This is a genomic window from Oceanobacter sp. 5_MG-2023 (assembly GCF_030548165.1).
Classification (GTDB): Bacteria; Pseudomonadota; Gammaproteobacteria; order Pseudomonadales; family Oceanobacteraceae; genus Oceanobacter.
The window spans coordinates 13,549-25,904 of sequence record NZ_JAUORS010000021.1 but is presented as its reverse complement, the minus strand read 5'-3'; the positions used below and the strand labels follow the sequence as shown (position 1 = coordinate 25,904).

Below are 12,356 nucleotides of genomic sequence, written 5' to 3'. Positions count from 1 at the left end.
AGCAATACTGCTTATTGGTGCCATTTGGTTGGTTTTTTTTATTGGTTTTACCGGCTTTTTCCGGCTGCCTTGTTATCAGGAAGCATCGCGGGATACCCCTGCGTTAATACGCAAGCATTCCCGCTAAAAAAACTCGGGCGCATGGCTGCTGGTGTCCTGAGCGATATTGGCGGCTTGCAGTGACAGTTGCCGATATTCCCGTGGCGAGATGCCGCGTTCCCGCTTGAAAGCACGTGAAAACTGCGACACATCTGAAAACCCCCATTTGAAGGCAATATCCGTGATCGACAGGGCATCGTTGCCAGGCCATTCCAGTTCGGCGCTGCAGCGGTCGAGTCGCAAAGTCAGGATGCGGTGGGCAATACTTTGGCCCTCGGACTCAAACAGCCGGTAGAGAGTGCGGCGGGAAATATGCATTTCATCGGCCAGCCGTTCCGGTGACAAACGATGATCTTGCAGGAGCCGTACAATATGCTGTTCCGCCAGTGCCCGCAAAGATGAAGGGGCTTGTTCGTGCAGGTTTAGTGCCGGTTGCAGCAAGGAGGCCAGCGCCTGTTGTAACGCCATACCTTCGCTGTCTGCTGCACCAAAATGAGTATTTGAGTAACGTAATTGCTGCATCATATTGCGTAACATTTGTGTGCTGATGCCGTTGGAGGACAGCTTGTGAAAGGGCTGTTTGCCCGGTAAAAGGTTCTGCACCAGTGTGCGTGGCAAGTGCACCGACGTTTGCTGGATCAGCCCTTGTGGCAGCATGTTGAAGCGCCAGGAAGAGTCAATCAGAACAATTTCTCCGGGCTTCAGGGCCAGCTCTTCACCGTTGCAGGCGCTGAACCCCATGATGCCCCCGGTCTGCAGGATCAAAAAGCAGTAGCGATCGTCCTGGGTGGCTTTATAGTCGCGTTCAACGCGATGAGCGTTGGTTTCTATATGGGCGACTTCAAGTCCGCCGAGATTGCTTAGTTGGATGCTGCCCAAAAAAGGAATATGGCGCTGGGGGTGGGTCGAAAAATTGCCGCAAATTGCGTGTACAGAAGATTCCCAATGCGCGAGGTCAGATTGTGGATGCATGCAAAATCTCACTTTTTAAAACTTGAATATTCAATTAAAAAAGCAAGAATTGAACCAGTCTGCTCAAAACCCGAGACAGTGGCTACAGGAAATGAAAACAGCGACTTCTGCAGGCAGCTGTCCGGCAAGCCGGGAGGATGGATCAGGGGGCAGATATGGCGCGGAAGGTATGAGCATGGACGGTATGAGCATGGACGGTATGGGCGCGCAGGCCGGTGTTGGTCTCATCTGCGCCTGACAGGGAATCATGGGAGAGACCAACACCGGGATCAGAACTTAATACGCCATAATGACCGATTTGGTTTCTGTGTACTCATCGATAAACGCACTGCCAAATTCACGGCCAATACCGGAGTGTTTGACGCCACCAAAAGGCACCGCAGGGTCCACCATGGTATGCAGATTGACCCAGACAGTGCCGGACTCAATTTGTGGAATCATACGCATGGTGGCCGACAAATTGTTGGTCCACAAGCTGGTGCCGAGGCCGTAAGGGGTATTGTTGATCAGGCTGATCAGTTCATCTTCTTCTTCATACGCCATAAAGCTGAGGATAGGCCCGAAGGTTTCTTCCTGCATCAGGGTGTCGTTGGCGCTATTGACTTGCACGATGGTGGGCTGAACAAAATACCCCTTGCCATTGACCGGCCCTGGTACCGCCTTGCCACCGGTCAGAATGCGGCTTTCCTGGTTGGCGATGTCGAGGTAATGACACACTTTTTCGTATTGTGGCTTGTTGGAAATCGGGCCAAAAACCACTTGTTCATCCAGGGGTGATCCCATCGGTGCCGCACTGAGTGCGCCACCGAGTTTGGCGGTCAGTTCATCCAGTCGCGAGGCGTGGACGTACACACGTTCTGGCGCAGCACAAACCTGACCCTGGTGAATGTAGCCGGTTTGCAGCAAACCACCGACTGCACGGTCGATATCCGCATCTTTTAATAGCGCGGCGGTGTTTTTGCCCCCCAGTTCCAGGGTGCAACGGGTCAGGTCGGCTGCTGCTGTCAGATTCACTTTTTTGCCCGTTGGTACCGAACCGGTAAAGGACACCTTGGCGATATCCGGGTGCTGGATCAGCTGCGCACCAACATCCCCTTTGCCATTAATCACGTTCAGCGTGCCATCCGGCAAGCCCGCTTCTTTGGCCAGTTCGGCCAGACGCAGACAGGTGAGTGGCGTAAATTCACTGGGTTTCAACACCACGGTGCAACCACAGGCCAGCGCCGCGCCGAGTTTCCAGACGGCAATCATCAGCGGGAAGTTCCACGGCACAATGGCGGCTACCACTCCGATGGGTTCGCGTCGGGTAAAGGCGCTGTACTGCTCTCCGGCCATGGACGGGAACGAAGGCTGTAGCGTGTCGCCAGTGATTTTGGTGGTCCAGCCAGCGTAATAACGCAGGAAAATGGCGCTTTGCTGGGCTTCAAACATCCGTGACAGGTTGATTGATTTACCACTGGACAAGGTTTCCAGCTGCGCAATCTGTTCGGCATTGGCTTCGATCAGATCAGCCAGTTTGTTCAATAGCTGGCCGCGAGCGTAGGGATTGAAGTTGGCCCAGGTGCTTTTGAAACAGGCCTTGGCATTGTCGACCGCCTGGTTCAGCTGGTCGGTCGAGGCGCTGGTGACCTGGCCAATAACCTGCTCGGTTGCCGGGTTGGTAATATCAATGACTTCTGTACCGGCGGCAGGCGCCACGGCGCTACCATCGATGAACTGTCCGTGTTGACGTTCCAGAAAGGCGAGGGTTTCTGGCAGCAGTTGAATATCAGACATGGGCGGGTTCCTTTTTTGTACTTGGAGTAGTGAGCTGGCTGGTGGTCGTGGCAAGGATCTGGCCGGGGTTCAGAATCAGATCGGCACCACGTTCACCGATCATCATGGCAACGGCGTTGGTGTTGCCGCTGGGCACTTGCGGGCAAATCGACATATCGATCACACGTAAGTTGGGAACGCCGTGAACACGCAGTTCCAGATCGACAACGGCGTCTTGCGGGTTGGTGCCCAGCTTGCAGGTACCCCCTGGGTGATAGACCGTCTTGATGTTTTTGCGGACAAAGTTTTCAAGCCCCTTGTCGTCGTCAATGGCAATGTTGTCGGGTTCGATCACGCGTTTGATCAGGCGCTTGAGTGCCGGTTGTTCCATGGCTTTTAGTGCGACCTTGACGGCGCGAACCTGGTTTTTCAGATCGTCCGGGTGCGATAACACCTGGGCGTCAATCTCGACCAGATCACTGGGGTTACTGCTGGCAAGGCGTACTTCGCCCCGGGATTTGGAGCGCAGATGACCCACCTTGATAGAGACACCATGGGCTTCGGCTTCTGGTTTTTCTCCGGGTGTGTTATCGAAGTTGTCGAGCAGTGGCAAAAAGTGGAATTGCACATCCGGGCGACCTACGCCTTCGGAGTCGATAAACGCGCCACCTTCCAGAATGTTGGACGTCATCAAGCCAGAGCGGGTCCAGAGCCACTGCAGCATGTGCTTGATGGCAGAAGGCCCCTTGTCTTCTTCATAGATAGAAATCGGATCTTTGGTGGTGGCATTGATCGACATGTGCTGGTGGTCGTGGAAGTTCTTGCCAACCGGCAATTCCACCTCGGTTTTGATACCGACCTTGCTGAGGTTTTCGTTGGGGCCAATGCCAGAGAGCATCAGGATTTTAGGGCTGCCAAACGCACCGGCGCTGATAATCACTTCTTTTTTGGCATTTGCTGTTTGTGCCGCGCCACCCTTGATTGAGTAGGTCACACCGCTGGCGCGGTTGCCAATCACGCTGTTGGTCAGGTTAACCTTGTGGACCAGTGCGTGGGTTTCGACCTTGAGCCGCGGGTTGTCCTTGACGCTTTTCAGGTAGGTTTGTGAGGTGCTTTGGCGCTCGCCATTCTTGATGTTGGTCTGGTAAAAACCGGTGCCTTCCTGGGATGCGCCGTTAAAATCGTTGGTATACGGCAGGCCCATTTGTTCGCAAGCACGGATACAGGCCTGGGTCAGCGGATGACGGTAGCGGTTTTCGCCAATATGCACCGGGCCGGTTTCGCCATGATACCGGTCACCCAGACTTTCGTTGGCTTCGCCTTTGCGGAAGTAGGGCAGTACATCGGTGTAGCCCCAGCCGGTGCAACCCCACTGGGTTGCCCAGTCATCGTAGTCCTGATGCTGGCCGCGAATGTAGATCATGCCATTCACCGAGCTGCCTCCACCCAGTACTTTACCCTGGGCGATTAACATTTGCCGGTTGTCGCAATGCTCTTGCGGCAAGGTCATGTAAGGCCATGATTTTTGCTGGAAAACTTTCACCACAGTGGCTGGGATTTTGTGAAACATGCTGTCGTCTTTTTCACCGGCTTCCAGCAGCAGGACGCTTTGGCCAGCTTCAATCAGTCGGGTGGCCAGTATGCAACCGGCCGATCCGGCTCCGGCGATGATGTAGTCGTATTCAGTAGCAGACATGAGTCCCTCGATCATTTGCTGATGATTCTTATGAAGAGACCGGATGGTTTCTTCATGCTGCATTGATTAAACGCTGTTGGGCTGTTGCGGTTCTTGGCACCCAGTGCCGTGTATGCGCTGGTTTGTGTCATGGCGACGGCATTAACCGGCATTAACCGGCATTGGCTGAGATTGGCGGGAATCGATGTCGCAGGTATTGGGCGTGAGTGGTGTGAGTGGTGTGAGTGGTGTGAGTGGCGTAGCAGGTATTTAGCGTACTTGGTTTGAACGTCGTTATTGTGGAAGGCGCTATGACCAGGGTCGGGACGTGTTTGGCCTGCTGTTCCGGCGCTCTGAAATTCCACGCCACCGTGTATGATGGCGGGCAATGCGATATATCAGTTCTGGAGTAAGACAATGGACGCAAGTTTCTGGCATGCAAAATGGGAGCGCGGCGAAATTGGTTTCCACCAAAATGAGACCAACCCGGTGCTGGTCAAATACTACGAGCGGTTGGCACTAAAGGAAGGGCAGCGGGTATTTCTGCCTTTGTGTGGCAAAACACTGGATATTGGCTGGCTGCTGGGGCAGGGCGTGCAGGTTGCCGGTGCCGAGTTAAACGAAAGCGCGATTCAGGCCTTGTTTGCAGAGCTGGGAGTGACGCCAGAGATTCGTCAGATCGGGCCTTTGTTACAGTATCAGGCCGATGGCCTGGATATTTTTGTGGGGGATATCTTTGACCTCAGTGCCGACGTACTGGGTGAGGTGGATGCCATCTATGACCGCGCAGCACTGGTGGCGTTACCGCCGGCGTTGCGCCAGCGTTACAGTGAGCACCTGCGTCAGTTGACGGATACGGCCAGGCAGTTACTGGTGAGCTACGAATACGATCAGGAAAAAAGAAAAGGCCCGCCATTCTCTGTGCCTCGTGCAGAACTGCATCAGCATTACGACCAGGATTATCGACTGCTGTTGCTGGAAACCGAAGAGATTGACGGCGTTATGAAAAACCGGCTGAGTGCAACAGAGTCTGTGTGGATATTACAGCCCCTGTCTTGATCCGCGGTGTTCTGACCACTGGCTATAAACTGGCACTGGCTACATTACATGGAGAGTGCAGAGGGTGGGCTAGGCTCAGGCAGGGGAGTCGGATAACAGGTCATAGACAACCCCAAAATCCGGCAAGTTTTCCAGCTTGAGCGGGCGTATTGCGCCCATCCAGATAGCCCTGTCCCGGTGATCGATCAGGTCTTGTCCGGTAATCGGGTGAATAAACACCGTCAGGCCCTGGCGGTTCAGGCTCAAAAAGCCAAGGACATCGGCAATCAGATCATGGCCAAAAGCCAGCTGGCAGCTCCAGTCCGGGTGTGGGCCAACGGCTTTTTCATGCATGCGACCCTGCTGGATACCCGGCAATGCTTCCGTCAGAGCCTGGCACAGCTCGCGGGCTTGCCCTTGGGTTGCGGCATCAAAATAGACATGGGCATGCCAGCCCTTGATATGGCGAGTATCGATCCAGTGAGTCACGTCGAATTCCTGTTGTACAGCCCGGACAACGGGCATTAAGAAAAGACACCTTGGGCAAGTGCAGCCGGGTGCCGTGTTGGTTTATGGCGGTAAAGGTTGATATTGTAGCGCTTTTTGGTCGGGTCAAACGATGGTCAGTCTTGGCTGGTCTCGTGAGCGGAGTAGCCTGAAACCTTACCGCACCGGCTTTGCCACCGATTATCTGACACAGGGCGCCATCGCGTTTATGAAAACCCAATTACGAAAACTGTTTGCCCCGCTTCTGAATCTGTTTGAAAAAGGAACCGGTGAATACGCTTATAAACCTTCCTTTCGTAAAATTCTGCTGGCTGTTGGCTGCCTGTTTCTGGTGATTTCCAGCGGTTCGTTATACGTTGCCATCAGGGCGGCAATCTGGGGTGGCTTGTTGCCAGGAATCGTTTTTTTCACCGTTAGCATTGTGTGCCTGATTGTCGGCTTTTTGGGCAGTGACCGGGCAGTGGCGCAGATCTGGAAGAGTAAATAAGGCGGCTTGGGTAAATGTAAATTGCCCTGAAGGGGACATATATTTAATCCTGCACGGCTCTGAGCGAGTGTTGCCGTTGTTCAGGGCAAGGCGACGAATGCAGCGAAATGACAATACACCGGTGGTCAGCTGGGTGGGGTCAGGAGACATGAGGTTCTGCTGAAAATAAATCAGCCCCTCAGATGAGGGGCTGATTGTCGGGTTGCATTATTTGCCGGTGGGCTGATCTCAGCCTGCCATTTCTCCCCGCAGTTTTTCGCCCAGGTTCTTAGGCATCAGCGAGAAATACAGCAGCGGGATCACGATCAGCGTCAACAGGGTAGAGACCATGATGCCGAAGATCAGTGAGATCGCCAGGCCGTTAAAGATCGGGTCATCCAGAATAAAGAATGCCCCGATCATGGCTGCGACAGCGGTCAGTACAATCGGCCGGGAGCGCACGGCTGCAGCAGTCACAACGGCTTCTTCAAAGCGCATTCCTTCTTCTAGTTGCTGATTGATAAAGTCGACCAGCAAGATGGAGTTCCGCACGATAATCCCTGCCAGGGCGATCATGCCGATCATGGAGGTGGCGGTGAACTGGGCACCAAACAGGGCGTGACCCGGCATAACACCAATCACTGTCAGTGGAATCGGAGCCATAATAATCAACGGCACCAGGTAGCTGCGGAACTGACCGACCACCAGCAGGTAAATCAGGATCATGCCGACACCATAGGCAATCCCCATATCGCGGAAGGTTTCGTAAGTGATTTGCCACTCGCCGTCCCATTTCATGCTGATATCGTCAGTCAGCGGTGGTTGCTGAATAAACCATTGTTGCCAGTTGAGTCCGGCGTCTTCCATGCCAAACGAGATACCAAACAGGCCGTACAGCGGGCTGTCGAGTTCTCCGGCCATATCCGCAGTGACAAAAACGACCGGTTGCAGGTTTTTATGGTAGATGGTTTTGTCGGCGATGGTTTTACGAATGCTGACCAGGTCAGCCAGTGAAACCAGGCTGCCATCGGCGGCTTTCACTTTCATCACCAACAGCTGGTTCAGGCCCACCTTGTCGCCTTCGTTCAGTTCAAGACGAATGGGGAGCGGGTATTTGCTGTTGGCACTGGAGAGATCTCCTTCTTCAGTGTGGGTGTGTAAATAGCTGACATCCTCGCCACCCAATGCGGTGTTGATGGCCTGGACGATGCTGGCTTGTGCGACTCCCAGCATGGCGGCGCGCTGGCGATCGATACGAATGATCCACTGTTGTTGGTCGGCTTCAATGTAGTCATCAACATCGACGATATCGGCCGTGGTTTCAAACTGGCCACGCAAGGCCTTGGCGGCTTCGATCTGGCGGCTGTATTCCGGGCCATAGACTTCCGCCACAATCGGTGCCATCACGGGTGGGCCAGGTGGTACTTCGATGATTTTGACGTTGGCGTTCAGGCGCTCGCCAATGACTTGCAGCGGTTCTCGTACGGACAGGGCAATGTCATGGCTTTTACGGTCACGATGGTGCTTGTCGACCAGGTTGACCTGGATATCGCCCTGGTTAGGCAAGCTGCGCAAGTAATACTGGCGTATCAGTCCGTTGAAGTTAATGGGGGCTGCGGTACCGGCATACAGTTGTACATCGCGGATTTCTTCTACGGTCATTAATTCATCGGCGAGGGCATCGAGAACCATCAGGGTTTCTTCAACCGGGGTACCTTCAGGCATATCAACGACAACCTGGAATTCTGACTTGTTGTCGAATGGCAGCATTTTCAAGACCACCAGTTCTGTGGCGGGCAAGGCAACGGCGACAACAATCAGGCCAGTAATCCCCACAAATAACAGAATACGTTTTTTGACTGCGCCAGCGCCTTGCAGGAAGGGTGACATCAGGGCATGGAAAAACCGCTGCAGCTTTGAATCGGCAGGGGCTTCATCAGCCGATGTGCTGTCGGGTAAGTGGCGCTTGAGCAGTTTGTAGGATAACCAGGGTGTAACCACAAACGCCACCACCAGGGAAATCAGCATACCGGTTGAGGCGTTGATCGGGATTGGGCTCATATAAGGCCCCATCAGGCCGGTCACAAACGCCATGGGCATAAGAGCCGCGATCACAGTAAAGGTGGCGAGAATGGTTGGCCCACCAACTTCGTCGACCGCAATCGGGATTACGTCCAGCAGTTTTTTGCCGCCCAGATGCAGGTGTCGATGGATGTTTTCGACCACCACTATGGCGTCGTCCACCAGAATACCGATGGAGAAAATCAGCGCGAACAGGGATACCCGGTTGAGCGTAAAGCCCCATACCCAGCTGGCAAACAGCGTGATGGCCAGAGTGATAAAAATAGCACCACCAACAATGATGGCCTCGCGCCAGCCCATGGTTGCCAATACCAGAACCACCACGGCAGTGGTTGCAAACAGGAGTTTGGCGATCAGCTTGTCGGATTTGTCTTTGGCTGTGATGCCGTAGTCACGGGTGATATCGGCGTTGATATTGTCGGGAATAACGCGCTGTTTGAGGTCGATCAGGCGTTGTTCGACGGATTGGGTGATGTCGACCGCATTGGTGCCGGGCTGTTTGGCAATCGCAATGGTAACGGCTACCTGACTGTGAGTGTTGCCGAGGTCGCGATGCATGACAAATTGTTCCGGAACGTCGGCACCCTGGTGAATGTCGGCGATATCGGCGAGATAGACCAGCCCGGTCTCGGTTTTGCCAACAACCAACTGTCCGAGGTCGGTGCTGTGCTGCAAAAATGCTCCGGCCTGGATTTGAATCACTTCGTTGTTTTGTACCAGAGGCAGGCGTTGACCACCGGCATTGGCGCTCATCAGGGTATTACGAACGTCGTCAAAGGCGAGGTTGTAGCCATTCATGCGAGCAGGGTCCAGCTTGACCAGCACCACATCGGAGTGGCCGCCGATGCTGTAGATGTCACGGGTGCCCGGGATGCGCTTGAGTTCGGTTTCCAGGGTATGGGCGATCTTGGTTAACTCGGCAGCAGAGACCAGAGGGTCGTCAGAAGATAAGGTGATTGCCATGATCGGGACATCATCAATCCCCATCGGTTTGATAATGGGTTGGCTGATTCCCAGGTTTTGCGGAAACCAGTCATTGTTGCTGTGGACTTTGTTATAGAGGTTGATGATGGCCGTTTCTCGCGGAACACCAACCTTGAAGGCAACGGTCAGTATGGCCTGGCCTGGTTGGCTGATGGAGAAAATATCATCGACATCCTGAATCTCAGACAAGACTTGCTCAGCAGGGATGGCGACGAGTTGCTCGACTTCGCGGGCACTGGCACCCGGGTAGCTGATAAAAACGTTGGCGAAGGTAACGTCGATTTGCGGCTCTTCTTCTTTCGGGGTGATCATCACCGCAAAAAAACCGAGCAGCAGGCCAACCAGTGCCAGCAATGGCGTAATGGCTGAATTCTGGAAAGCGTGGGCGGTTTTACCGGAAATTCCCAATGGAGTGGTGTCTGCAGACATGGTCATTATTCTCCAGCGTGGTTGGAGGAGGCTTCAGCCTGTTGGGCAATCATTGCCAGCGCTGCGTAGCCATCAATGGCAATGGTGTCACCGGCACTGAGTCCTGCCAGAACTTCAGTCTCACCGTTGCTGTTGTTGCCCAGCCGTACCTGACGCATGGACAGTTGCTGGTCCTTCATAACGTACACCGAGGTGACTTCGGAATGCCTGACGACGGCATCTTGTGGAATCATCAGGCCTTCTCGTTCTCCCACTGGCACTCTCACTTGTGCCCACATTCCGGGGTACCGGCTGGCGGCGCCTTCTGAAGGGAGTTCGGCCCGTAGACGCAGACTGTGATGCTGGTCATCGGCGTAGGGGTAAAGGGTGATTTTGTCGGCGTTGATATGGATCTGCTGATCATCGACCAGAACCTCAACACTGCTTTCGGCTTGACGGCTACGGAAATAACGGGCGATACGCTGGGGTAAATTGGTGACCGCTCGCAGTGGTTGTAATGCCAGGCCAGTCATCATGGGTTGCCCGGGGCTGACCAGCTCACCCACTTGTACCATACGGGCTTTGACGATGCCGGAGTAGGGGGCGGTAACACGGGTGTAGGACAATTGGGTGCGGGCCTGACGGACATTGGCGTTGGCTGCTGCAACTGCCGCCGCGGCGCTTTTGGCCTGGGCGGAGGCGCTGTCGTACTGGCCTTGGGAAATGGACCGTTGCTTCAGTAGTTGCTGGTTACGTTTGAGTAGGATCTGGGCGTCTTCATTCTGGGCTTCTGCCTTTGCCAGTTCAGCCTGGGCTTGGGCGAGCTGGGCTTTTTGCTGGGTGTTGTCGATTTCGATAAGCAACGCCCCTTTTTTGACCTGGTCGTTTACATCCACATGGACGGCCAGAATCGAGCCGCTGGTTTGTGCGGAAATGGTACTTTCGTTAACCGCTTCCAACGAGGCTTCAAAATCGTAAAACACCGGGATGCGGCTGGTTTGTAACGTACGTGTCTCCAGCGCATGGGTCGGCAGGGTGAGCAGGATAGACAGGCCAAGGCTCAACATCAAACGAGAAGGCAGCATAAGGAGCATCCTTTATTTACTGGCTGGGTTTACTGGCAGGACTCACAGACTGGTGTGAATTCCAGATTATTTATATTCCTGTATTAGAATATACTAATATATGAAATGCAATAACCAGACGCGACCGGATGAGCTTCATTTTATTGCTCTCCTGGCTTCTGTGCGAGAAAGTCCTGACTGCTGCCTGGGTGACAGCGGTCTGGGCGGCAGGCTATAGCCTTTATAGTAAATATTGATTTAACAGAGGTTGAGCTATCGTTATAAGCTATGAGAATACTTACCCACTATGGCCTAGCCCTGAATCGCACTCCAGAGAGTAAATCAGAGTGGCGGTCATGCCCCTTACTGCGGAGAAGCTGTTTATGAAACGTGTCACTATTTTTGGTCGAGAAGGTTGTGGCTACTGTCGGCGTGCCAAAGAATTGTGTGAAATCAAAGAGCTGGACTTTAAATACATTGATATCAATGTTGAAGGTATCAGCAAGGCTGACCTGGAAAAGACCGTTGGCAAACCGGTGGATACCGTGCCCCAAATCTTTATCGGCACTGAACACGTCGGCGGCTATACTGAATTTGCGGCCTTGATCAACGCCAAGTAAATGGTAAGTCGATAGATTGCGGGTATCATGCCCCCTGAGTTCTGGCACCCTGGAACACCACAAAAAAGCCTGGTCTGGATGACCGGGCTTTTTTGTGGCCGGAATACTTCAAGGCAGAGCCACATGCGCGATGTGAAGCCATCAGGATCCGGCAGCAGTCACCATAAATCACCGTATTGGTCGCGCTGACACAGGTATAACCGGACATCCAGTTCGAGCTGGAAATAGTCTGGCTCCATATGCTGGCAAAGTTGGTAGAACGCCTTGTTGTGGGCTTTTTCGCGCAGGTGAGCCAGTTCATGGACGATGATCATGCGCAGAAAGGCTTCAGGGGTGTTGCGAAACAGGGTCGAAATACGGATTTCGTGCTTGGCCTTCAGCTTGCCGCCCTGTACCCGGCTGACAAAGGTATGTAGCCCCAGAGCGTGTTCCACTACGTGGATCTTGTCGTCGTAAATCACCTTGCTGATCGGGGGTGATTTACGCATATAGCGGTGCTTGAGATCCTGCGCGTAGTCATACAGTAATCCGGCCGACGCCAGGGTGTGTGCCTGAGGGTAACGGTGTTTGAGCAAGTCGCCCAGTTTGTTTGCCTGCAGCAGCTGGCTGGCCTGGTGCTGCAGATCGGCCGAGTAGGCCGACAGATAACGTAACGAGTGGGAGGTCATAAAGCAGCAGCCAGGGTC

At 53.9% G+C, this 12,356-nt stretch carries 10 protein-coding genes; 3 read left to right on the top strand and 7 right to left on the bottom strand.

The features are described 5' to 3' along the window. Nucleotides 1-123: 123 nt before the first annotated feature. From feaR to Q4551_RS13250, 3 genes are all read right to left on the bottom strand, one after another. Nucleotides 124-1,071 carry a transcriptional regulator FeaR gene (feaR, locus tag Q4551_RS13260; RefSeq protein ID WP_303434327.1) on the bottom strand — a complete coding sequence of 316 codons (948 nt, stop codon included), beginning with the start codon at nucleotides 1,069-1,071 and terminating at the stop codon, nucleotides 124-126. A gap of 276 nt (nucleotides 1,072-1,347) precedes the next feature. Beyond that, nucleotides 1,348-2,847 carry an aldehyde dehydrogenase family protein gene (locus Q4551_RS13255; RefSeq protein WP_303434326.1) on the bottom strand — a complete coding sequence of 500 codons (1,500 nt, stop codon included), beginning with the start codon at nucleotides 2,845-2,847 and terminating at the stop codon, nucleotides 1,348-1,350. Next, nucleotides 2,840-4,522, bottom strand: coding sequence for a GMC family oxidoreductase (locus Q4551_RS13250; RefSeq protein WP_303434325.1), 1,683 nt, complete (start codon nucleotides 4,520-4,522; stop codon nucleotides 2,840-2,842). The genes Q4551_RS13255 and Q4551_RS13250 overlap by 8 nt, the downstream gene beginning before the upstream one ends. A 396-nt stretch (nucleotides 4,523-4,918) precedes the next feature. Here Q4551_RS13250 and tmpT point away from each other — a divergent pair, with 396 nt between their 5' ends. Then, nucleotides 4,919-5,560, top strand: a complete 642-nt coding sequence (tmpT, locus tag Q4551_RS13245; RefSeq protein ID WP_303434324.1) for a thiopurine S-methyltransferase — start codon at nucleotides 4,919-4,921, stop codon at nucleotides 5,558-5,560. Between the two features lie 75 nt (nucleotides 5,561-5,635). On the opposite strand, the gene Q4551_RS13240 is transcribed toward tmpT, so the two are convergent. Further along, nucleotides 5,636-6,064: a DOPA 4,5-dioxygenase family protein gene (locus Q4551_RS13240; protein ID WP_303434323.1), complete on the bottom strand. Its 429-nt coding sequence runs from the start codon at nucleotides 6,062-6,064 to the stop codon at nucleotides 5,636-5,638. Between the two features lie 94 nt (nucleotides 6,065-6,158). Between Q4551_RS13240 and Q4551_RS13235 the strand changes: the two genes are divergently transcribed. Continuing rightward, nucleotides 6,159-6,533, top strand: a complete 375-nt coding sequence (locus tag Q4551_RS13235) for a hypothetical protein (protein ID WP_303434322.1) — start codon at nucleotides 6,159-6,161, stop codon at nucleotides 6,531-6,533. A 228-nt stretch (nucleotides 6,534-6,761) separates the two neighbouring features. Here Q4551_RS13235 and Q4551_RS13230 read toward each other — a convergent pair whose 3' ends face one another. Further along, the gene (locus tag Q4551_RS13230) at nucleotides 6,762-10,007 is read right to left on the bottom strand and encodes an efflux RND transporter permease subunit (RefSeq protein WP_303434321.1); all 3,246 of its coding nucleotides are present in this window, start codon (nucleotides 10,005-10,007) and stop codon (nucleotides 6,762-6,764) included. Nucleotides 10,008-10,012: 5 nt separating this feature from the next. Further along, nucleotides 10,013-11,071 (bottom strand): efflux RND transporter periplasmic adaptor subunit, encoded by a 1,059-nt coding sequence (locus Q4551_RS13225; RefSeq protein ID WP_303434320.1) that lies wholly within the window; start codon nucleotides 11,069-11,071, stop codon nucleotides 10,013-10,015. Between the two features lie 362 nt (nucleotides 11,072-11,433). On the opposite strand from Q4551_RS13225, the gene Q4551_RS13220 reads away from it, so the two are divergent. Then, the gene (locus Q4551_RS13220) at nucleotides 11,434-11,670 is read left to right on the top strand and encodes a GrxA family glutaredoxin (RefSeq protein ID WP_303434319.1); all 237 of its coding nucleotides are present in this window, start codon (nucleotides 11,434-11,436) and stop codon (nucleotides 11,668-11,670) included. 158 nt (nucleotides 11,671-11,828) lie between these two features. Here Q4551_RS13220 and Q4551_RS13215 read toward each other — a convergent pair whose 3' ends face one another. Then, nucleotides 11,829-12,338: a M48 family metallopeptidase gene (locus Q4551_RS13215; RefSeq protein WP_303434318.1), complete on the bottom strand. Its 510-nt coding sequence runs from the start codon at nucleotides 12,336-12,338 to the stop codon at nucleotides 11,829-11,831. Between the last annotated feature and the right edge of the window lie 18 nt (nucleotides 12,339-12,356).

Excerpts from the sequence above, each read along its gene's own strand:
- Q4551_RS13240 (WP_303434323.1), bottom strand. The coding sequence starts at position 6,064 with ATGCCCGTTGTCCGGGCTGTACAACAGGAATTCGACGTGACTCACTGG.
- Q4551_RS13215 (WP_303434318.1), bottom strand. The coding sequence starts at position 12,338 with ATGACCTCCCACTCGTTACGTTATCTGTCGGCCTACTCGGCCGATCTG.
- Q4551_RS13235 (WP_303434322.1), top strand. The coding sequence starts at position 6,159 with ATGGTCAGTCTTGGCTGGTCTCGTGAGCGGAGTAGCCTGAAACCTTAC.
- tmpT (WP_303434324.1), top strand. The coding sequence starts at position 4,919 with ATGGACGCAAGTTTCTGGCATGCAAAATGGGAGCGCGGCGAAATTGGT.
- Q4551_RS13250 (WP_303434325.1), bottom strand. The coding sequence starts at position 4,522 with ATGTCTGCTACTGAATACGACTACATCATCGCCGGAGCCGGATCGGCC.
- feaR (WP_303434327.1), bottom strand. The coding sequence starts at position 1,071 with ATGCATCCACAATCTGACCTCGCGCATTGGGAATCTTCTGTACACGCA.
- Q4551_RS13230 (WP_303434321.1), bottom strand. The coding sequence starts at position 10,007 with ATGTCTGCAGACACCACTCCATTGGGAATTTCCGGTAAAACCGCCCAC.
- Q4551_RS13255 (WP_303434326.1), bottom strand. The coding sequence starts at position 2,847 with ATGTCTGATATTCAACTGCTGCCAGAAACCCTCGCCTTTCTGGAACGT.
- Q4551_RS13225 (WP_303434320.1), bottom strand. The coding sequence starts at position 11,071 with ATGCTGCCTTCTCGTTTGATGTTGAGCCTTGGCCTGTCTATCCTGCTC.
- Q4551_RS13220 (WP_303434319.1), top strand. The coding sequence starts at position 11,434 with ATGAAACGTGTCACTATTTTTGGTCGAGAAGGTTGTGGCTACTGTCGG.